The sequence below is a fragment of the Paenibacillus sp. EZ-K15 genome (assembly GCF_002573715.1).
Classification (GTDB): Bacteria; Bacillota; Bacilli; order Paenibacillales; family Paenibacillaceae; genus Paenibacillus_AQ.
Genome location: NZ_PDHM01000022.1, coordinates 274,487 through 292,425, shown reverse-complemented (window position 1 = coordinate 292,425; position 17,939 = coordinate 274,487). Strand labels below are relative to the sequence as shown.

At 48.8% G+C, this 17,939-nt stretch carries 19 protein-coding genes and 12 tRNA genes; 29 read left to right on the top strand and 2 right to left on the bottom strand.

What is annotated here, in order from left to right; all coding sequences use genetic code 11:
• The first annotated feature begins 19 nt into the window (after positions 1-19).
• From CRG97_RS28205 to CRG97_RS28100, 22 genes are all read left to right on the top strand, one after another.
• Positions 20-96: transfer RNA gene (locus tag CRG97_RS28205), tRNA-Asp, on the top strand.
• Between the two features lie 69 nt (positions 97-165).
• Positions 166-241: transfer RNA gene (locus tag CRG97_RS28200), tRNA-Phe, on the top strand.
• Between the two features lie 22 nt (positions 242-263).
• Positions 264-339 (top strand) — tRNA-Thr (locus CRG97_RS28195).
• A gap of 4 nt (positions 340-343) precedes the next feature.
• Positions 344-428 (top strand) — tRNA-Tyr (locus tag CRG97_RS28190).
• Between the two features lie 6 nt (positions 429-434).
• A tRNA-Trp gene (locus CRG97_RS28185) sits at positions 435-508 on the top strand.
• A gap of 22 nt (positions 509-530) precedes the next feature.
• A tRNA-His gene (locus tag CRG97_RS28180) sits at positions 531-603 on the top strand.
• Between the two features lie 45 nt (positions 604-648).
• A tRNA-His gene (locus tag CRG97_RS28175) sits at positions 649-724 on the top strand.
• Between the two features lie 19 nt (positions 725-743).
• A tRNA-Gln gene (locus CRG97_RS28170) sits at positions 744-818 on the top strand.
• Positions 819-833: 15 nt separating this feature from the next.
• Positions 834-908 (top strand) — tRNA-Gly (locus tag CRG97_RS28165).
• An 11-nt stretch (positions 909-919) separates the two neighbouring features.
• Positions 920-993, top strand: a tRNA-Cys gene (locus CRG97_RS28160).
• A gap of 12 nt (positions 994-1,005) precedes the next feature.
• Positions 1,006-1,082 (top strand) — tRNA-Arg (locus CRG97_RS28155).
• Between the two features lie 8 nt (positions 1,083-1,090).
• Positions 1,091-1,170, top strand: a tRNA-Leu gene (locus CRG97_RS28150).
• Positions 1,171-1,568: 398 nt separating this feature from the next.
• Positions 1,569-1,868 carry a hypothetical protein gene (locus CRG97_RS28145; protein WP_076324889.1) on the top strand — a complete coding sequence of 100 codons (300 nt, stop codon included), beginning with the start codon at positions 1,569-1,571 and terminating at the stop codon, positions 1,866-1,868.
• A 68-nt stretch (positions 1,869-1,936) separates the two neighbouring features.
• Complete coding sequence (locus tag CRG97_RS28140; protein WP_076324888.1) at positions 1,937-2,614, top strand: PspA/IM30 family protein; 678 nt, start codon at positions 1,937-1,939, stop codon at positions 2,612-2,614.
• A 2-nt stretch (positions 2,615-2,616) separates the two neighbouring features.
• On the top strand, positions 2,617-3,096 hold the full coding sequence (locus CRG97_RS28135; protein ID WP_076324887.1) for a PspC domain-containing protein: 480 nt from the start codon (positions 2,617-2,619) through the stop codon (positions 3,094-3,096).
• A gap of 1 nt (position 3,097) precedes the next feature.
• Positions 3,098-3,784: a PspA/IM30 family protein gene (locus CRG97_RS28130; RefSeq protein WP_076324886.1), complete on the top strand. Its 687-nt coding sequence runs from the start codon at positions 3,098-3,100 to the stop codon at positions 3,782-3,784.
• Positions 3,785-3,953: 169 nt separating this feature from the next.
• Positions 3,954-4,598 (top strand): cell wall-active antibiotics response protein LiaF, encoded by a 645-nt coding sequence (gene liaF / locus CRG97_RS28125; protein ID WP_076324885.1) that lies wholly within the window; start codon positions 3,954-3,956, stop codon positions 4,596-4,598.
• Positions 4,599-4,639: 41 nt separating this feature from the next.
• The gene (locus CRG97_RS28120; RefSeq protein WP_098748900.1) at positions 4,640-5,713 is read left to right on the top strand and encodes a sensor histidine kinase; all 1,074 of its coding nucleotides are present in this window, start codon (positions 4,640-4,642) and stop codon (positions 5,711-5,713) included.
• Positions 5,697-6,341 carry a response regulator gene (locus CRG97_RS28115; protein ID WP_006212655.1) on the top strand — a complete coding sequence of 215 codons (645 nt, stop codon included), beginning with the start codon at positions 5,697-5,699 and terminating at the stop codon, positions 6,339-6,341. The genes CRG97_RS28120 and CRG97_RS28115 overlap by 17 nt, the downstream gene beginning before the upstream one ends.
• A gap of 294 nt (positions 6,342-6,635) precedes the next feature.
• Positions 6,636-7,484 (top strand): YwmB family TATA-box binding protein, encoded by an 849-nt coding sequence (locus CRG97_RS28110; RefSeq protein WP_098748899.1) that lies wholly within the window; start codon positions 6,636-6,638, stop codon positions 7,482-7,484.
• Positions 7,485-7,621: 137 nt separating this feature from the next.
• Positions 7,622-9,169 carry a glucose-6-phosphate dehydrogenase gene (zwf, locus tag CRG97_RS28105; RefSeq protein WP_098748898.1) on the top strand — a complete coding sequence of 516 codons (1,548 nt, stop codon included), beginning with the start codon at positions 7,622-7,624 and terminating at the stop codon, positions 9,167-9,169.
• 121 nt (positions 9,170-9,290) lie between these two features.
• Positions 9,291-10,871 carry a peptide chain release factor 3 gene (locus CRG97_RS28100; protein WP_098748897.1) on the top strand — a complete coding sequence of 527 codons (1,581 nt, stop codon included), beginning with the start codon at positions 9,291-9,293 and terminating at the stop codon, positions 10,869-10,871.
• Between the two features lie 82 nt (positions 10,872-10,953).
• Here the strand turns inward: CRG97_RS28100 and sspI are convergent, their stop codons facing one another.
• Positions 10,954-11,190, bottom strand: coding sequence for a small acid-soluble spore protein SspI (gene sspI, locus CRG97_RS28095; RefSeq protein ID WP_076324880.1), 237 nt, complete (start codon positions 11,188-11,190; stop codon positions 10,954-10,956).
• A gap of 140 nt (positions 11,191-11,330) precedes the next feature.
• On the opposite strand from sspI, the gene CRG97_RS28090 reads away from it, so the two are divergent.
• The 6 genes from CRG97_RS28090 (at position 11,331) to yunB (ending at position 15,610) form a co-directional block, all read left to right on the top strand.
• Positions 11,331-11,993, top strand: a complete 663-nt coding sequence (locus CRG97_RS28090; RefSeq protein ID WP_076324879.1) for a potassium channel family protein — start codon at positions 11,331-11,333, stop codon at positions 11,991-11,993.
• Positions 11,994-12,066: 73 nt separating this feature from the next.
• Entirely contained in the window at positions 12,067-12,864 is a 798-nt protein-coding gene (locus CRG97_RS28085; protein WP_098748896.1) for a TrmH family RNA methyltransferase, read from the top strand.
• A 235-nt stretch (positions 12,865-13,099) separates the two neighbouring features.
• The gene (locus tag CRG97_RS28080) at positions 13,100-13,525 is read left to right on the top strand and encodes a DUF1801 domain-containing protein (protein WP_098748895.1); all 426 of its coding nucleotides are present in this window, start codon (positions 13,100-13,102) and stop codon (positions 13,523-13,525) included.
• 189 nt (positions 13,526-13,714) lie between these two features.
• Complete coding sequence (locus tag CRG97_RS28075) at positions 13,715-14,140, top strand: SRPBCC family protein (protein ID WP_098748894.1); 426 nt, start codon at positions 13,715-13,717, stop codon at positions 14,138-14,140.
• A 3-nt stretch (positions 14,141-14,143) separates the two neighbouring features.
• Positions 14,144-14,488, top strand: a complete 345-nt coding sequence (locus tag CRG97_RS28070) for an ArsR/SmtB family transcription factor (RefSeq protein ID WP_098748893.1) — start codon at positions 14,144-14,146, stop codon at positions 14,486-14,488.
• A 162-nt stretch (positions 14,489-14,650) separates the two neighbouring features.
• On the top strand, positions 14,651-15,610 hold the full coding sequence (gene yunB, locus CRG97_RS28065) for a sporulation protein YunB (protein WP_098748892.1): 960 nt from the start codon (positions 14,651-14,653) through the stop codon (positions 15,608-15,610).
• A 107-nt stretch (positions 15,611-15,717) separates the two neighbouring features.
• On the opposite strand, the gene CRG97_RS28060 is transcribed toward yunB, so the two are convergent.
• Positions 15,718-16,764, bottom strand: coding sequence for a M23 family metallopeptidase (locus CRG97_RS28060; protein WP_481856227.1), 1,047 nt, complete (start codon positions 16,762-16,764; stop codon positions 15,718-15,720).
• A 257-nt stretch (positions 16,765-17,021) separates the two neighbouring features.
• Between CRG97_RS28060 and lipA the strand changes: the two genes are divergently transcribed.
• Positions 17,022-17,915 carry a lipoyl synthase gene (lipA, locus tag CRG97_RS28055; RefSeq protein WP_076324872.1) on the top strand — a complete coding sequence of 298 codons (894 nt, stop codon included), beginning with the start codon at positions 17,022-17,024 and terminating at the stop codon, positions 17,913-17,915.
• Positions 17,916-17,939: the final 24 nt, after the last annotated feature.

Genomic DNA, 17,939 nt, shown 5'->3' with positions numbered 1-17,939 from the left:
GATAGCGATAATGCCTCATGGAACTGTGGTGTAGAGGCCTAACATGCCTGCCTGTCACGCAGGAGATCGCGGGTTCGAATCCCGTCAGTTCCGCCATTATTTATAACTTTGGGATGAGATGAGTATCCGATATTGGGTTCCGTCAAAGTTCGCGAAGAGCTTTAAGGCTCGGTAGCTCAGTCGGTAGAGCAGAGGACTGAAAATCCTCGTGTCGGCGGTTCGATTCCGTCCCGAGCCACCATGTACGTTTTATAACTTTATATGCCGGTGTAGCTCAATTGGTAGAGCAACTGACTTGTAATCAGTAGGTTGGGGGTTCAAGTCCTCTCGCCGGCACCATTCTGGAGGATTAGTGAAGTGGCTAAACACGGCAGACTGTAAATCTGCTCTCTTCGAGTTCGGTGGTTCGAATCCATCATCCTCCACCAGTTTTTAGGGGCATAGTTTAAAGGTAGAACAACGGTCTCCAAAACCGTTGGTGTGGGTTCAATTCCTGCTGCCCCTGCCATTGAATATTTATAATGAACTTGGCGATCGTGGCGAAGGGGTTAACGCACCGGATTGTGGTTCCGGCATTCGTGGGTTCGAGACCCATCGGTCGCCCATTATTTCATTATGATTATTCTCTAAAAAAACTATTACATTATGGCGATCGTGGCGAAGGGGTTAACGCACCGGATTGTGGTTCCGGCATTCGTGGGTTCGAGACCCATCGGTCGCCCCATAGTTTTTTAAAAAAATGTTGGGGATTAGCCAAGCGGTAAGGCAACGGACTTTGACTCCGTCATGCATAGGTTCGAATCCTATATCCCCAGCCATTGATTTTTATGTTTGCGGACGTGGCTCAGCGGTAGAGCATCGCCTTGCCAAGGCGAGGGTCGCGGGTTCGATTCCCGTCGTCCGCTCCATTTTTATTTCTGGCGCCATAGCCAAGTGGTAAGGCACAGCTCTGCAAAAGCTTTATCCCCAGTTCGAATCTGGGTGGCGCCTCCATAACAAAACTATGTGCCCTTAGCTCAGCTGGATAGAGCGTTTGACTACGAATCAAAAGGTCAGGAGTTCGAATCTCTTAGGGCACGCCATAAAGTAAGCCGGTGTGGCGGAATTGGCAGACGCGCGCGACTCAAAATCGTGAGGGAAACCGTGGGGGTTCGAGTCCCTTCACCGGCATCATTCAAAAGGAATGTAGACTATAAACGTCTGCATTCCTTTTTTCGTTGCAATTACATCGATAGCTTCGTTTCATGGAATCCTTCCTCGTGATTTTCATATTTGACTCCATGCTTCATCCTACCGCTACCTTAACCTACCGTTCCACGGGCTTTACTACTATCACCTTTATTAGGTAAAACAAAAGCAAGGATACCGGAGGATTCATCCACACAGGTCAGCTTATCGAATCATTGATCCAGTGCAGGGTTGGACGCAGGTCTATAGGAGGCCCCGCCTTAGGTCTAGGTGCAAAAACCGTCCCCAGGCCGTTTTAGTTAAACTCGAAATTACCTAGAATAGAGTCATAAGGTTGAACAAATGAAACAACGATCAAACAACAGAAAGGCGGTGTATAAATGAGAAATTCAAAAGGAAATGGAATGAGTATCCTGTTGATTGGTGTAGGGATCTTGGTTCTCCTGGGAGTATTCGGTCCTCTGCTTGGATGGTTGTTCAGTCTTGTAATTCCAATCCTGATGGTCGCTTTGGGATACTACGGGATCCGGAGAGGTAACACCTTGATGGGATGGGTTATTCTCGGTATCGGTGTGATCTGGTTGATGGGTAAACTGTCTTGGCTGATCGGTCCGATCCTTGGAATCATCTTGATCATCTACGGGGTGTCCCGATTGAAGAATGGTAGACCCCGTTATTGATAAAAACCACTACATTAAATAACATGCAAAAACAACAGATCATGATAGATGAGGAGGGCTAAGCGAATATGAGTGTTTTCCGGCGGATAAGAGACATAACCGTAGCAACATTGAATGAAAAGCTCGAGCAGAGCCAGGATCCGGTTCGATTGATCGACCAGTTCCTACATTCAACCAGACAGGACATTGCTGAGGCTGAGAAGCTGCAGCAGCAATGTCAAGTACATTCCAGACAGCTGAAGCAGCAGGTGGATCAAGCAGAAACCATGCGATATAAACGCGAAGAGCAGGCACTGCTTGCACTGAAGGCCGGTGAAGAACATCTTGCCAAGCTGGCATTGCAGGAGAAGCTGATCTATGAGGAAAAGATTGAACAGTATCAAGGCCTGTTGTCCTCAAGCCTGGAGTCGTTAAAAGAAATCGAGGAGCAGCTCGGCGAGCTGCGGATGGAATATCAGACGGTATACAGCAAACGTCAGTATTATGTTGCCCGAGTGGAAACCCTTCGTCTTCAGCAAAAAATGAATGAACGTACAGGCTCCTATGGCGGCGGTCCTGATGTACCGAAGATGTTCAATCGTCTCGAAGACCGTATCAGCGACTGGGAACTGGAAGCCAGAAGTCTTCGCGATTTACGCCGCATGGGGCAGGAATACATGGATCAGGCTGGTGAAACAGTCTCCACTGTATTGGAAAAAGAACTTGCCCGCCTGAAGCAAAAGCTGAATAACAGCGGAAAGGAGTAACCATGACTAGATTGTACCGTTCCACCCGAGACAAGATGTTCACAGGGTTGATCGGCGGTATATCCGATCATTTCGGAGTCGAATCTACCCTACTTAGAATCATATTTGTAGTCAGTATCTTTTTCACAGGCGGTACAACGCTGTTGATCTATCTGATTGCATCCCTTGTAGTACCTAAGGAGCCGTACTATCACGATCCGTATGGTCCACAGGGAAGACATGGTGGCGGATACCGTTACAACGATCATCCGGGCCCGGGACCAGGCTACAACAGCTATAACGATGCTTATGGACGTCAAGGCTATCCTAATGAGCATGGAAGTTTTGGCCCCAAATATGACCGTCCCAATGGCACAAGAAACAACGCGTCTGCGGATTCCGATCTGGATGCGATGATGAAGGATATTGAGAGAAAAGCAATGCAAAAAGAAATCGAAGAATTGAAGAAAAAACTTTCGAACTATGAGAAGGGAGATAAATAACATGGGAGTATTTAAAAGAATTAAGGATATGACGAAAGCATCGGTGAATGAACTGCTGGATAAAGTAGAGGATCCAATCGTAATGTTGAACCAGTACCTGCGCGACATGGAGGCAGAAATTCATGAAGCAGAGGTAACAGTTGCGAAGCAAATGGCTAACGAGCGTCGTATGAAGCAGCGCGTCGATGAGGCTGTGAAGATGGCGGCACAACGTGAAGCTCAAGCTGAATTGGCTCTTAAGAATGGTCAAGAAGAAGTGGCTCGCAAGCTGCTTGAAGAAAAAATCTATTTCGATCAAAAAGAAACCGAGTACGTGGAATTGCACCTGCAATCCGAGGCTCAAGCGAAAGAACTTGTAGCTCAGCTGCATGAAATGAAAGACGAGTTCTACAAAATGCGCAACAAGCGCAATGAGCTTGTTGCTCGCGCTCAAATGGCTAAAGCGAAGAAACAAATGTCTCAAGTGAGCAGCCTGCATACGATCGAAAGCGGCAGTGCTTCGATGGGCTTCCACCGCATGGAGGAAAAAATCATGCAACTGGAAGCAGAAGCTGATGTGCTTCGCGCCCCATACCGTCCTAACAATGCAGTATACACAAGCCCAGTGGATGCTGAGAAGCAATTGAAAGTTGATGAGCAGCTGCAAGCTTTGAAAAACAAAATGGGGAATTCTTCGAAGTCCGAGTAATTCCTTAACAAGTCAGCAAAATAAGATTAAACCGTATTCGAACACCATGTTCATATGATATGCTATACGAATGAGATTGTCGTATAGTACAGGCAAAGCCATACAGTGGAGAACGTCTCACTGCTATGGCTTTTCCGAGCTTATATCTTGGTCATCAAGGAGGTGCGACATGGACAGAAACCGCTGGATAGCAGTTGGTTTAATCAGCTTGGGTTTTATTATGCTTTTCGGCCGATGGTTTGGTTTCTTCACCATTGTCGCCCTGTTACTCATGTTCGCAGGTGTCCTTCAGATCAGACAAGGCCATTTGAAGAAGGGATACATTCTGCTCGGAGTAGGTGCCGTACTGCTGCTGCTAGAGCATCTCATGTTGATTATCGGCATCAGCTTGATATCGCTAGGTATTTTTTATGGCAAGTCCAAGCGAGCCCATACCACGACAAAGTACGTTCAGAAGCAGAACTTTATGTCTAACTTTGATTGGGACCGGACTCCATGGGTGATGCGCAGTCTGAGTGTGTGGCATGTACTTGGAGAAGCGGATGTGGATCTGTCCCTGGCGCTTCCGGAGGAACGCCAAACGGTCCTTATGTTCCATGGAATGCTGGGGGATATTGATCTGATGATCCCGGACTACTATGGGGTGGAGATCGAAGCCTCGATCCTGTTTGGCTCGATTCATATGGACGACCGGAAGGAAACCGGCATATTAAACCGCGTGCGGTATATATCACCCAATTACGAGGCCAGTGAATATAAAGTGAAATTTATTGTTTCTTATTTAGGCGGAGATTTGAATATAAAAATGACATAATAAACGTATGTCTTGTGTAAACCATTCAGGAGGGTTGCCCCGTGGAAACGGAAAAGAAAGCAAATATGATTACCCGAAGTATGCGTGAGGGGACCCTTCTGGGATTGGTTGTCATGCTCGTTGTCCTATATTTATTATATACATATGGTTATCTTCAACCGTTTGAGACGTGGAAGAACCGGATCGAAGCCGGCATCACTCTGGTATTGCTGCCGGTCGGGCTGGGTGCGATCTATGGCTTCTTCCAGGGATACCGGGTAAAACGACGAGTTGATCTTGTAAGGGAAACACTGGTGAACTGGGAAAAAGGCAGCCTTACGGACGTGATGCCGGACATCGGCGAAGACGAAGTAGGACGGCTTGGAGAACAGCTGGTGAAGATCAGCAAACGCTGGGAGGATCAGGTTTCATCTTTGCAGCGGTTATCTACGAATAACGCCCAGCTTGCCGAGCAGGCCAGGGTAACAGCAATTGTGGAAGAGAGGCAGCGTCTGGCGCGCGAGCTTCATGATGCGGTTTCTCAGCAGCTGTTTGCCATCTCGATGACGGCAACCGCTGTGGGTAGGACATTGGATAAGGATTTTGACAAAGCGCAGCGCCAGGTGGCTCTGATCGAGGAAATGTCGGCTGTGGCCCAGTCCGAGATGAGGGCGCTTCTTCTTCATCTGCGGCCGGTTTATCTCGAAGGGAAAGCACTGGAGCAAGGGCTGAAGGATCTGATCAAGGAATTGCGGATTAAAGTACCTATGGAAATTACGTTTGAGATGGACGATGACATACATTTGCTTAAAGGGATCGAAAATCATCTGTTCCGTATTATCCAGGAGGCCATGTCGAACACCCTCAGACACTCGAAAGCGGAGAAAATGGACATCCGAATTCACCGCAGGCAGAATACTGTTCGGGTAATGCTGCGGGACGATGGGATCGGATTTGAATTGGATGACAAGAAACAGACTTCCTACGGTCTATCGACGATGCAGGAACGGGTGACGGAGATCGGGGGCTCGGTACAATTCATAACAGCACCGGGTAAAGGGACTCGAATTGAGATCGTTGTGCCACTCATAAATGATGAACGTAAACGGGGGGATGTAGATGGAAACGCCGATTAAGGTGCTGTTGGTGGATGATCATGAGATGGTCCGGATCGGTTTAGCGGCTGTGCTTGGTACAGAGGACGGCATCGAGGTGGTTGGTGAAGCGGGCAGCGGCGAGGAAGGGATACGCTTAGCGCAGGAATATCATCCTGATGTGGTGCTGATGGACTTGGTGATGGACGGAATGGATGGAATCGAGACGACGCGCCAATTGATGAATCAGTTTCCGAATCTTAAGGTCATTGTACTGACCAGCTATCTGGACGATGAGAAGATGTATCCGGTTATTGAAGCAGGTGCGTTCAGTTATTTATTGAAGACATCCCGTGCTTCTGAAGTAGCTGATGCTATACGTGCAGCCGCACGCGGGCAGTCGGTGCTGGAGTCGCAGGTTGCCTCCAAGATGATGAATCGATTCCGGCATCCGCAAAATGAAGCTCCGGCGCATAACGACCTTACGGACCGGGAAATGGAAGTGCTGCGACTGGTGGCGCAGGGCAAGTCGAATCAGGATATTGCTGATGATTTGATTATAGGCATCAAAACCGTGAAATTTCATGTAACGAATATTTTAGGCAAGCTGGGGGTAGAGGATCGGACCCAAGCTGCCATCTACGCTTATAAAAATGGGCTGGCTGAGTAAGGAAGGCCAGCTCTTTTTTTATGCGACGAGCGTGACATAATCAGATCCAACATGCTGGGCGTGGTACAAAACAGTCCATGATGCTGCTTGTGGTATGACATATCCATGTAAACACTGAGAGATCAGGCTTAAAGACTCCCGGATCGGGAGTCTTTTATTTATGAACGGGGAAGCAGGAAGATTTACATACAGCCCGTTTGAAGGATCTTTTTAACAAGCGAGGTATAAATCCGCGGTAACGAGGCCATCCTTTTTACTAGATTGATAGATTCGAACGGGGAGGCGTGACTGACCATGCGGAAAATGCGTTTACAGATCATTGTGATGATGTTGTTGCTGTGCGGGGCAGCAGGTATGATGGCGGGTTTTGCGGGAACAACGGAAAGCAATCGAAATGAATCAGCTCCGCATGCGAGAGAAGCGTCAACTTCAGCTTCAGATGGAACGGGAGAAAAAGATATCGATGGAACAACTGGAGTCGGGGTAGCTGCAGAAAGCGATCTAACGCTTCTGACAACGCTCGGGCAAGAACATATGGAGCCTTCGGCAATGCTCACGGTAAAAATTCAAGGAGAAATGATAAATTCTGTTCCTAAGGATCAAGCTAAGACAGCAGCTGAGCAGCTGGCTCGTACAATGGGGCTCTCCGGAATTACGACGTCCCAGCTTCAAGGAAATGAAGTGTTCCAAGCAGAAGGCTTGCTCTCAGGTGTATCCGTGCATCTGGATTGGGCCCTCACAAAAGAGGGCCATAGTTATATCAGAGCCATGCTTGTTGGAGAAGCGGCTGGGCAGACACGGGAAATGATGGCCCTACAGCAGCAGATTCAAGAGATGATGAAGCAAACCGGCATACCGAACACATGGAATGCGTCCATTCAAGGGTATGCAACGAAGACCGCAAGCGTTGATGGGACGATGGCTCAGGTAGAAGAGGCTGCAGCCCAAAAACTCTCGCTTCGCTCCGTTGAGGATTATGCAGATGACAAAACACGGAGCCGTTCATATGAGGTTCCTTCACTGGGTGCTTTTGTGATGAGTGGCGACACGCCGATTCATATGCAGATTGCAGTGCATGAAGATTCGATGAAGAAAACTAGTAGAATAACGATCGGATTTCCCGTCATTACAATAGAATATTGAAAATGATTTCTGAAACTCCGATGAAAAAATGTGGAATGAGATAGCATACTTGAAATGAATATGCTAAAATGTCATCACATCGAGTTATGTGCCGATGCATAAAAATACACTATAATTCATAGAAAGAATGAGGAGCCATGGCTGAAAATCAAAATCTAGATACAATGAAGACACCGGGAGCTGTATTTTTCATCTTTGGAGCGACTGGTGATTTGGCAAGACGTAAGTTGTTTCCGGCGATCTACAGTCTTTATCGTGAAGGAAAACTGGATGAGGATTTTGCGGTAATCGGCGTGGCGCGGCGTCCGCGCACACAGGAAGAGTTTCGTGAGGACGTGTATCGTTCGATTCAGGAATTCTGCCGATACAGTTCGGAACAGGATAGTGAATGGAATGCATTTGCACAGCATTTTGAATATAAATCTTTAGATATTAACAATATTGACGGTTTCCGTGAGCTTCGTGAACAAACGGAGCAATTGGAAACGAAATTTAATATACCGGGTAATCGCTTGTTTTATCTGGCACTTGCACCGGAGTTGTTCGGCAGCGTATCGTTTAACCTGATGAAGGGCGGTATGCTCGACGGAGAAGGCTGGAACCGTCTTGTGATCGAGAAGCCATTCGGCTACGATCTGGAATCGGCTGCCAAGCTGAACGAAGAAATCCGTAAAGTATTCAAGGAAGAAGAGATCTACCGGATTGACCATTATCTTGGTAAAGAAATGGTACAGAACATCGAAGTTATGCGTTTTGCGAATGCTTTCTTTGAGCCGCTGTGGAACAACAAGCATATCGCCAACATCCAAATCACGCTTGGAGAGACGGTTGGTGTCGAGGAGCGCGGCGGATACTATGATCATGCCGGTGCACTAAGGGATATGGGTCAAAACCATATGCTGCAGCTGCTAACCATGATTGCGATGGAACCGCCTAGCCGTCTGCTCGCAGAGGATATCCGCGACGAGAAGGTAAAAGTGCTTCGTTCCTTGCGTCCGTATGCCACACATGAAGAAGTGAAGAACAACGTGGTTCGTGGTCAGTATACAAGCGGTTCGGCGGGCGGTAAAGATCTGCCGGCTTACCGTGAAGAGGACAAAGTTAATCCGGAATCCAATACGGAAACCTATTTTGCGGCCAGAGTATTCGTGGACAACTTCCGCTGGGCGGGTGTACCGTTCTATATCCGTACGGGCAAACGTCTGCCGGTTAAGACGACCGAGGTGGTTGTTGAGTTCAAACGGATGCCAACCAACGTATATTTGGGCCAAAAGCATTCCCTGGAGCCTAACCTGCTTGTCATCCGCGTGAATCCGATGGAAGGCATTTACGTGAAGATAAATGCGAAAAAGCCGGGATCTGAATCCGAGATCGCTCCTGTAGCGATGGACTTCTGCCAAAGCTGCATCGTGGGCATTAACTCTCCTGAAGCATATGAGCGTCTACTGCATGACGCTGCTCGTGGGGATTCCACTTACTTTACACGCTGGGACGAAGTGGCTTCGGCATGGTCCTTCGTGGATCGTATTGCCAGCGCATGGAGAGAGAACCAGGGCGAGCTGGAATCGTATCCTGCGGGTTCTTGGGGACCTGCCAAGGCAGATGAGCTGTTGAAGGAAGATGGATTCCACTGGTGGCCGGTTAACGGTCAGCTCGAGGATAATGTGGTGTGGTTGAAAAACTAAGATCATTTTCTAAAATTTACGTATTAAAAATCATCCTCATGCGCACGGCGCATGAGGATGATTTGCGTATGAATTGTGGTACAATGATATACATGACTTTAGTTACGAAGGGATAAGTGAAATGGCAAAGCTAATAGATGAACTGCAGCAGGAAGTGGATAAGCGCCGTACGTTCGCGATTATTTCCCACCCTGACGCCGGTAAAACAACACTGACCGAGAAGCTGCTCTTGTTCGGGGGCGCCATTCGTCTGGCTGGATCGGTTAAAGCTCGTAAAGCGAGCAAGCATGCAACGAGTGACTGGATGGAGATCGAGAAGCAGCGGGGAATCTCGGTTACCTCGTCTGTTATGCAATTTGATTATTTAGGGCATCGAATTAATATATTGGATACGCCGGGTCACCAAGACTTCAGTGAGGATACCTATCGTACGCTGACAGCTGCTGACAGCGCCGTCATGTTGATTGACGTAGCCAAAGGGGTCGAGGCTCAAACGATTAAATTATTCCAGGTGTGTGCGAAGCGGGGCATTCCGATCTTTACCTTTATCAACAAACTCGACCGCGAAGGGCGCAGCCCGTTTGATCTGATGGAGGAGCTTGAACAGGTTCTCGGCATCCGCTCCGTACCGATGAATTGGCCGATCGGCTCCGGGCGTGATCTGTGCGGCGTGTACGACCGGGTTAAGAATCAGGTTGAATTGTTCCAGGGGGACGACCATTCCACGATTAAAGTACAGAAGGTCGAGGGCTATGAGGATCCGATCATTCGCGAGATGGCAGGCGATTACCTGCATGATCAGTTATGTCAAGACCTCGAGCTGCTGGATGTTGCCGGAGACCAATTTGATCTGGAGAAAGTTATGCAGGGTCAGTTAACACCTGTATTCTTCGGAAGTGCGATCAATAATTTCGGCGTCCAGACCTTCCTGGAGAACTTTCTTCAGCTTGCGCCGAAACCGGAGCCGCGCCATAGTAAGGACGGTTTGGTGGAACCCACTGAAGAGAAGTTCTCCGGATACGTATTTAAGATTCAAGCCAATATGAATCCGGCTCACCGGGATCGTATCGCTTTCTTGCGAATCGTATCGGGCAAGTTCGAACGCGGTATGAGCGTGAAGCATGTTCGGGTAGGCAAGGAAATCAAGCTGGCGCAGCCGCAGCAGTTTTTGGCGCAGGATCGAGATATTGTGCAGGAGGCATACCCTGGCGATATTATCGGTCTGTTTGACCCGGGTATTTTCCGGATTGGGGACTCGCTCAGTCAAGGACGTGAAGTTGTATTCGATGAGCTTCCAACGTTCTCACCGGAAATCTTTGCCAAAGTAACGGTGAAGAATGCGCTGAAGCATAAGCAGTATCAGAAGGGGATTGATCAGCTGACGGAAGAGGGTACCATTCAGGTATTCCGTACCGTGAGTTTCGATGAGACCATTCTCGGGGTTGTCGGACAGCTCCAGTTCGAAGTCTTCGAGTACCGGATGAAGGGAGAATACGGCGTCGATGTCATGCTTCAACGGATGCCGTATCAGTTCGCTCGCTGGATCGTGGATGACAATATTGATCCGTCCAAGTTCCGGATTAACTCAACACTGGTCAAGGACAAGAAGGATAACTATGTTGTCTTGTTTGAAAATGAGTATGCGATGAGAACGGCTATCGACAAGAATCCAACCGCTCAGTTTCTTGAGACTGCTCCGTAAGTGGTGTTATAAATATCCAATGTAAAGAACAATCCCCCAGCTTTCAGGGCTTAGGGGATTGTTCTTTTTGTTGACTATGGGATTATCCTTGAAGTTTGCCAGGCGTAACGGTTTTCAAATGATCATGCAGGGAAGAGACAAGGCTGTTCTGCTGGGAAGCATTCATGTCTTTCCACATCATTTCAAACATTACACCGAGTCCCGGCAGGGCAGCTTCAGGCCCGTCAACGGAACCCTCGATCATGGAGCGCAGCTCTTCTTCGTCCTGATTGTGGACTTTATGAATGACGGCCTGCCTTAGATCTAACAATATGGACATGGATATGTTCCTCCTTGTTATGAAAGGGTCATTGTGTAATGTGCCCCTTCCAGCGCAGTTACATTCAAGTATTCGGGACAGTATGATATACTATTATCATTATGATTATGGATGACCTAGGCTCGTGGGGGGATATATAAATGGCTAAGAAGCAGTACGCAGTAATCGGTATGGGGCGTTTTGGCACGAGTGTTGCCAAGGAATTGAGCAGCATGGGATTTGATGTATTAGCCGTTGACGCGAGCGAACAGCGCATTCAGGAAATCGCGAGTATGGTCACGCATGCCGTATCGGCGGACTCGACCGATGAAGAAGCGCTTCGGGCGCTGGGCATACGGAATTTTGATGTGGTTGTCGTGGCCATCGGGGAGGATATTCAATCCAGCATTTTGACTACGCTGATCTTGAAGGATCTTGGCGTTCCGGCCATTATCGTGAAAGCGAAGAATGAGCTGCACGGAAAAGTGCTGAACAAAATCGGTGCAGATAAGGTGATTTTCCCTGAGCGGGATATGGGGCTGCGGGTTGCCCATCATCTGGTGTCACCGAATATTTTGGATTACATCGATTTGTCGGACGACTACAGCATTATGGAGATGCTTGCTACAGGAGATCTGGTCGGTCACAATCTGATAGAGTTGGATATTCGGGCACGGTTCGGCTGCAATGTCATGGCGATTCGAAGTGATGCGGACATGAACATTTCGCCAAGTCCGGATGACCGGATTGAGGAAGGCGATATTCTCGTTATTGTGGGTCATAAGAATGACTTAACGAAGCTGGAGCTTGCTTATCCGAAGTAATACTATCCATTTGGGGTATGCTGGGTTGAGCTGGACTCGGTTTTGTATATAAGTAAAGAACGGATGGATTACCATGGAGATACTATCGCCGCAGAATGCCAGAGTGAAGGGCTGGGCACAGCTGCAGGAGAAAAAACATCGAGACAAGCAGAACAAGTATGTGGTGGAAGGCATTCATCTCGTACAGGAAGCACTGTCATCCGGAGCGGACATCGAGTGCGTCGCTTATGATGTGGAGAAGGGCATTCCCCAAGAACTTCGTCATATATCGGATACAGGACATGGCGCCGAATGGATTGGCGTATCCCATGCCGTCATCTCGAAGGTCAGTAATACGCCGTCACCGCAGCAGGTGTTTGCCGTGGTTCGCAAAGAAGCACGTCAATGGCAGGATCTGATCCTGCGCGAGAACGGTTTGGTTGTCGTTCTGGACGGTCTTCAGGACCCGGGGAATGTGGGAACCATCATACGAAGCGCAGATGCCGTAGGGGCTGCTGGCGTGGTTCTGGGACGCGGCTGCGCGGATTTGTATAACCCCAAGACGCTGCGCTCTACCATGGGATCCCTGTTTCATCTACCTGTGCTGGAGGGTGATCTGCTGAGCATTTTGCCGGAAGCCAGGGAACGGGGAGCTCGATTGGTCACAACCATGCTGGAAGGGAAACGCTCCTGCTTCGAGTATGATTTCCAAGGGACAAGCTGGATCGTGATCGGAAGCGAAGGGCGCGGTGTCTCACCTGAGGTTGCGGAACTTGTGGACGATGCGATCCGGATTCCCATGCCGGGGAAAGCCGAATCGTTGAATGCGGCTATGGCTGCTTCGGTATTGATGTATGAGGCTTTACGGCAAAGAGAGTACGCAGGTCAATAAAGACCGGAACGGCTCGACAAGGCTGGAAGTGATTAGAAAGCAATTGCTAATCATATCCGGCTTTTTTTATTTAAGAGATAAGAAAGCATAAACTTCAGAGGCTTACCCTTCTTATCTCGGAAGAAAAACTTCCGCTAAATGCGGTCTGTCTTCTATGCAAGTATGTCGATGACGTTTTTCTTATTTTTGATAAGGATGGTAATAATAACAGAGAATTCGAAAGGAGTAAAACCCAATGTACGAGCAAAAAACCAAAGAAACGGATCACAGCGTGGTGGAGTTTATAGAGCAAGTGGATTCGCCGAAAAAACGGGAGGATGCTTATCGTTTGCTGGAGATTTTTGAGGAGACGAGCGGTTTTCCGGCTAAGATGTGGGGACCCAGCATCATCGGCTTTGGCTCTTACCATTACCGCTACGCTACCGGGCACGAAGGAGATGCGCCGTTTGTAGGTTTCTCGCCGCGCAAAGCGAAGATCAGCCTGTATTTTGCGCCGGGTGATGAGAAGCGGGAGGAGCTGTTGACGAGTTTCGGTAAACATACGGCCGGGAAAGGCTGCGTGTATATTAATAAAGTGGCGGACATTGATATGGAGGTCCTAAAGCAGCTGATTCGGGAATCGATCGCCTTCTTGAATAAGACCTACCCGGCTCAGACCTAGCGAGTTCAAAGTCATGAGATGTTGGGAAGATGCTTGGTTTGCCTGGCTTTAAGGGGAGCTGGACCTAGGTGTGCTGAATGGATATAAGGTGAATATTGGTATTTGACGTAAAACCATTTGGTGTCCTATAATGCAATAAGGGAAACCAAATGGTTTCATAATTTTAAACATAAGCGAGGTTAATGTGATATGGACAACGCATCAAACGGCAAGCTGCCGGATATTCGTCATACGCTTGTGCTGAAAGCGCCCATCGAGAAGGTGTGGAAAGCCGTGGCAACGGCTGAAGGGATTTCGGCTTGGTTCATGCCCAACAATTTTGAACCGGTGGAAGGATTTGAGTTTCAATTGAATGCAGGCCCATGGGGAAATTCTCCTTGCAAGGTCACGCTTATTGACGAGCCTAACCGTTTGTCTTTTAACTGGGGCAAGGATTGGAGCGTTACGTTCGAACTGGTACAGCAGGGAGAACATACGGAATTCACGCTCATTCACGGCGGGTGGACAGCGGATCAAGTGACCGAGTTCGAGGAAGCTCACGATATCGTACGGGGTCGTATGGACAAAGGCTGGGCAGGCATTGTTCAGAAGCTTGCAGGATACGTCGAGGCCTAATCTATGTCGCAAGCTGCTCCGAAGCATGATGTTTATCAAGCGATCGCAGATCCGACACGCCGTAAGCTGCTTGGCTTGTTAAGTGATAAGGAAATGCCGGTTAAAGAAATTACAGGGCACTTCTCCATGACGCGGACCGCCGTCTCCAAGCATCTCCGAATTCTGGAGGAAGCGGGACTTGTGCATGACCGCAAGGTTGGACGCGAAACCCGCTATCGGCTGGATGTTGAACCGCTTCAGGAATTAAAGGATTGGCTGGCTTATTTCGACCGCTTCTGGGAGAATAAACTGTCGATGCTGAGATATTATGTGGAAGATAAAGAAGACCATCCAAAGAACGACCAGTAGATTCTTGATTCAGTCTTTCTTGAAAATGAGTATCTATAAGGAAGAAGAGTGAGGATAAGCCAACCTTGCTCTTCTTTTTTGCCGTTTGTCCGCATACCCTCTATACAGGATAGCTTGCCATGGTAAACATGCTCCTCTGGGAGTAAATAGGGGGGACCAAGCATGAGACGAAAGAGATGGGGAAGCAGACGTTTATCCTTTCCGTCCCTGTCATGGCCCAAACCAAGGAGGGCTTATAAACCACCGCGCAGAGGTTTCCGGCCCGTACCGCAGAGCCGAGCGCGTCCTCAGGTTGCCAAACGGCGCAGCGTGAAAAAATGGTGGCTCATCGGCGCTCTGCTCCTTGTGTTTGGGATCGTTGAGTTTTTTATGTATATTGAGCAGAATCTGCGGCCGCCGATCATGCATTTAGCCCAAATCAGGGTCAAACAGATTGCCACTGAAGCGATTAATAAAGCGATCACCTCTCAGGTGACGCAGGGCAAGGATTTTGATAATCTGGTCAATTGGAAAACGGATAGCTCCGGCAAAGTGACGGGATTCATGCTGAATTATGCCGAGCATTTAAAAATCACGTCCCATACAACGGATGTTGTTCAGAGCACATTGGACGATATCCATAAGCGCAAGGAGCATATTCCGCTTGGACAGGTGTTAAAAAGTCCGATCATCGCGTCATTCGGTCCGCAAATTCCATTAAAGATCGAGCCGCAGGGAGCGGTGAAGGTTCAACTGGACACGAGGCAGCAGGGTGCAGGCATCAACATGATTTTGGTGGAGGTATTCGTCCACATTGTAACGGAAGTAGCGGTTGTTGTTCCTTTTGACATGGAGCCGCAGATTGTGGAAACCGATATTCCCATCTCTTATCTGCTCGTGGTCGGCGATGTGCCGATGTATTATTATGACGGGCAAGGAAAAGCCGTCGGCGAGAACAAGGCAAGCGCGCCGAGCATAGCGATACCGCCGCCCGTTACCAATGAGAACAACCATAATACGGAGCAAGAAATCCCGCCTGCAACAACACCGGACCATCCTCCAGACGGAACAACGCCGCCTCTGGAAACTTCACCTGGCGCAGCGGACTTATCTGGGCAGGGGGGAAACAACACCGGAGGTTAAGAGCGCTGTTTAATTCCATTTTGGCGCTAGCGTATGGAGGCCTGCACCATGATTCAGTTAGCCAGTTACGTATGTCCGTACGGAGAAAACGCGCCCCTGGGTTGAACTCAGGAGCGCGTTTTTTTCGAGCGTTTTTCTTCCATTTCCCAGTGCTTTAGCAGCGGGTAAGGATCGAATGCCCATTCGGTCAATCCGGTATCCCGGTAGATGCCGTAATGGAGGTGTGGAGGGAATTTACCCTGGGTTCCCGGCTTGCCGTAGCCGGAGCTGCCAACCCAGCCAAGGGTTTGACCCGGCGTAACGACATCCCCGAGCGAGATCCCTTTGTCAAAGCCTTGCAGATGAGCGTAATAGTGATAATGATTGTTCAGATCACGGATGCCGATGCGCCACCCGCCATATTTATTCCAGCCTTTAATTTCGACGACGCCGTAACACGTACTCCGGACAGGGACTCCATAATTGGCAAACAAGTCCGTTCCTTCATGAACTCTTCTTCCTCCCCAGTTGCGTCCCATTCCAAATGTGCTTCGGTAGGAATAGTTGCTTTTGACCGGGAGAGGAAATGCATGGTCAAACAAGTCCAGCTTCCCAAAGGTCTCATACAATTTCGCGTATTGCATGACGCGCTGTACGGCCCGCGTGTTCTGGTAGTATGACCAGAGCCCGATGCTGAAATCATCAGGAGCATGTCCGTAGGGGGAGAGTCTTGCCGCAACGGTATATAGCAGGTCGATATCATTATTACGGTCTGCCTTGCCATCGCCATCCCCATCCAGCCCAATGCCGGAAAACACGCTGATCGACGTCGGATTTACATCTTCCTGATTGGGATTTAACGCCCCGGCCCATCTTGTGGAGGGGATGAAGATGCCGAGCGTCCGGTCCGGATGCTTGCGATCCTTGGGGTGGACTCTAGTTAGTGTCCGCTCATACTGGTCAATGGCAGCCAGGCGATACCAAGGAATTTGGGTAACGGTGGAAATCTCATCGTATAACGACTTCCGATCTGCGAAAATGGCGCTAGCATCCGTTATTTTTACCGTATCGTCAGCGGCGCTGACCGCAATAGAGGTGGATGCGGACACAGGCCCGCACATGCAGCAGCAGGCAGCTGTCAAGGCAGCCACAGCTGCAGCAGTGCAGCGAATCATGATGCCGCTTGCGCTCAATGGTTGAAAAATCCTCAATGTGTCCTTCTCCTCCTTTTGGATTGTCATAATTAAGGACGGACAGTCATGCCTATACTGTAGGGTGAATCGAAACAAGGATTTTTATCCATGCCGCAACTAGATCAATCTCATATCGATGCGAAACAAGTAATATGATGGTTTTCATGATATAATATGGGACAGCAAACGATGGGGTATGTCTTGAGTTACATCAATAAATTCGAAAGAAGGTTTTTTCTTTGTCTAAAACCAAACAGCCAAAACCTGACTGGATTCGAATCAAGCTGACTACTGGCGATAATTATAAAGAAATCAAAAGCATGATGCGATCCAAGACACTACACACGGTGTGTGAAGAGGCTCGCTGTCCGAATATTTATGAATGTTGGGCTAATCGTACGGCAACCTTTATGATTCTGGGTGATATTTGTACTCGCGCCTGTCGATTCTGCGCTGTCAATACGGGACTTCCAACGGAACTGGATCTTCAGGAGCCGGAGCGCGTAGCGGAAGCGGCGGAACAGATGAACCTGCGTCACTGCGTAGTAACAAGCGTGGCACGGGATGATTTGAAAGATGGCGGAGCCTACATATTCGCTGAAACGGTTAAAGCCATTCGCAGACGTCTGCCGCTATGCTCGGTGGAAGTGCTGATTCCGGATTTTATGGGAAGCGAAGAAGCACTTAAGATCGTCATGGATGTGAAACCGGACATCCTGAACCATAACATTGAGACGGTGGAGCGAATGTCGGATCGGGTTCGCGCCAAAGCCAAGTACACCCGTTCATTGCAATTGCTGCAGAATGCCAAGGCCATGCAGCCTGATATTCCAACCAAATCCAGCATTATGCTGGGTGTCGGCGAACAATGGCATGAAATTCTGGAAGCGATGGACGACCTGCGTTCGGTGGGTTGTGATATCATGACAATCGGCCAATATTTGCAGCCTTCGCCGAAGCATCTGAATGTGGAAAAATACTATACGCCGGAAGAGTTTGCGATCTTGAAAGAAGAGGGAATGAAGCGAGGATTCAGCCACGTGGAGTCCGGTCCTCTGGTGCGCAGCTCCTACCATGCACACGAGCAAGTGAAATCTGCGGAACGCAACAAGGAAGAGACCGTGCAGTCTTAACCTTTGGAAAGGCAGGGGAAGCTT

Bases quoted from the DNA above. Each gene is read 5' to 3' on its own strand.
- CRG97_RS28145 (WP_076324889.1), top strand. From the start codon at position 1,569: ATGAGAAATTCAAAAGGAAATGGAATGAGTATCCTGTTGATTGGTGTA.
- CRG97_RS28140 (WP_076324888.1), top strand. From the start codon at position 1,937: ATGAGTGTTTTCCGGCGGATAAGAGACATAACCGTAGCAACATTGAAT.
- CRG97_RS28135 (WP_076324887.1), top strand. From the start codon at position 2,617: ATGACTAGATTGTACCGTTCCACCCGAGACAAGATGTTCACAGGGTTG.
- CRG97_RS28130 (WP_076324886.1), top strand. From the start codon at position 3,098: ATGGGAGTATTTAAAAGAATTAAGGATATGACGAAAGCATCGGTGAAT.
- liaF (WP_076324885.1), top strand. From the start codon at position 3,954: ATGGACAGAAACCGCTGGATAGCAGTTGGTTTAATCAGCTTGGGTTTT.
- CRG97_RS28115 (WP_006212655.1), top strand. From the start codon at position 5,697: ATGGAAACGCCGATTAAGGTGCTGTTGGTGGATGATCATGAGATGGTC.
- CRG97_RS28110 (WP_098748899.1), top strand. From the start codon at position 6,636: ATGCGGAAAATGCGTTTACAGATCATTGTGATGATGTTGTTGCTGTGC.
- zwf (WP_098748898.1), top strand. From the start codon at position 7,622: ATGGCTGAAAATCAAAATCTAGATACAATGAAGACACCGGGAGCTGTA.
- CRG97_RS28100 (WP_098748897.1), top strand. From the start codon at position 9,291: ATGGCAAAGCTAATAGATGAACTGCAGCAGGAAGTGGATAAGCGCCGT.
- sspI (WP_076324880.1), bottom strand. From the start codon at position 11,190: ATGTCCATATTGTTAGATCTAAGGCAGGCCGTCATTCATAAAGTCCAC.
- CRG97_RS28090 (WP_076324879.1), top strand. From the start codon at position 11,331: ATGGCTAAGAAGCAGTACGCAGTAATCGGTATGGGGCGTTTTGGCACG.
- CRG97_RS28085 (WP_098748896.1), top strand. From the start codon at position 12,067: ATGGAGATACTATCGCCGCAGAATGCCAGAGTGAAGGGCTGGGCACAG.
- CRG97_RS28080 (WP_098748895.1), top strand. From the start codon at position 13,100: ATGTACGAGCAAAAAACCAAAGAAACGGATCACAGCGTGGTGGAGTTT.
- CRG97_RS28075 (WP_098748894.1), top strand. From the start codon at position 13,715: ATGGACAACGCATCAAACGGCAAGCTGCCGGATATTCGTCATACGCTT.
- CRG97_RS28070 (WP_098748893.1), top strand. From the start codon at position 14,144: ATGTCGCAAGCTGCTCCGAAGCATGATGTTTATCAAGCGATCGCAGAT.
- yunB (WP_098748892.1), top strand. From the start codon at position 14,651: ATGAGACGAAAGAGATGGGGAAGCAGACGTTTATCCTTTCCGTCCCTG.
- CRG97_RS28060 (WP_481856227.1), bottom strand. From the start codon at position 16,764: ATGATTCGCTGCACTGCTGCAGCTGTGGCTGCCTTGACAGCTGCCTGC.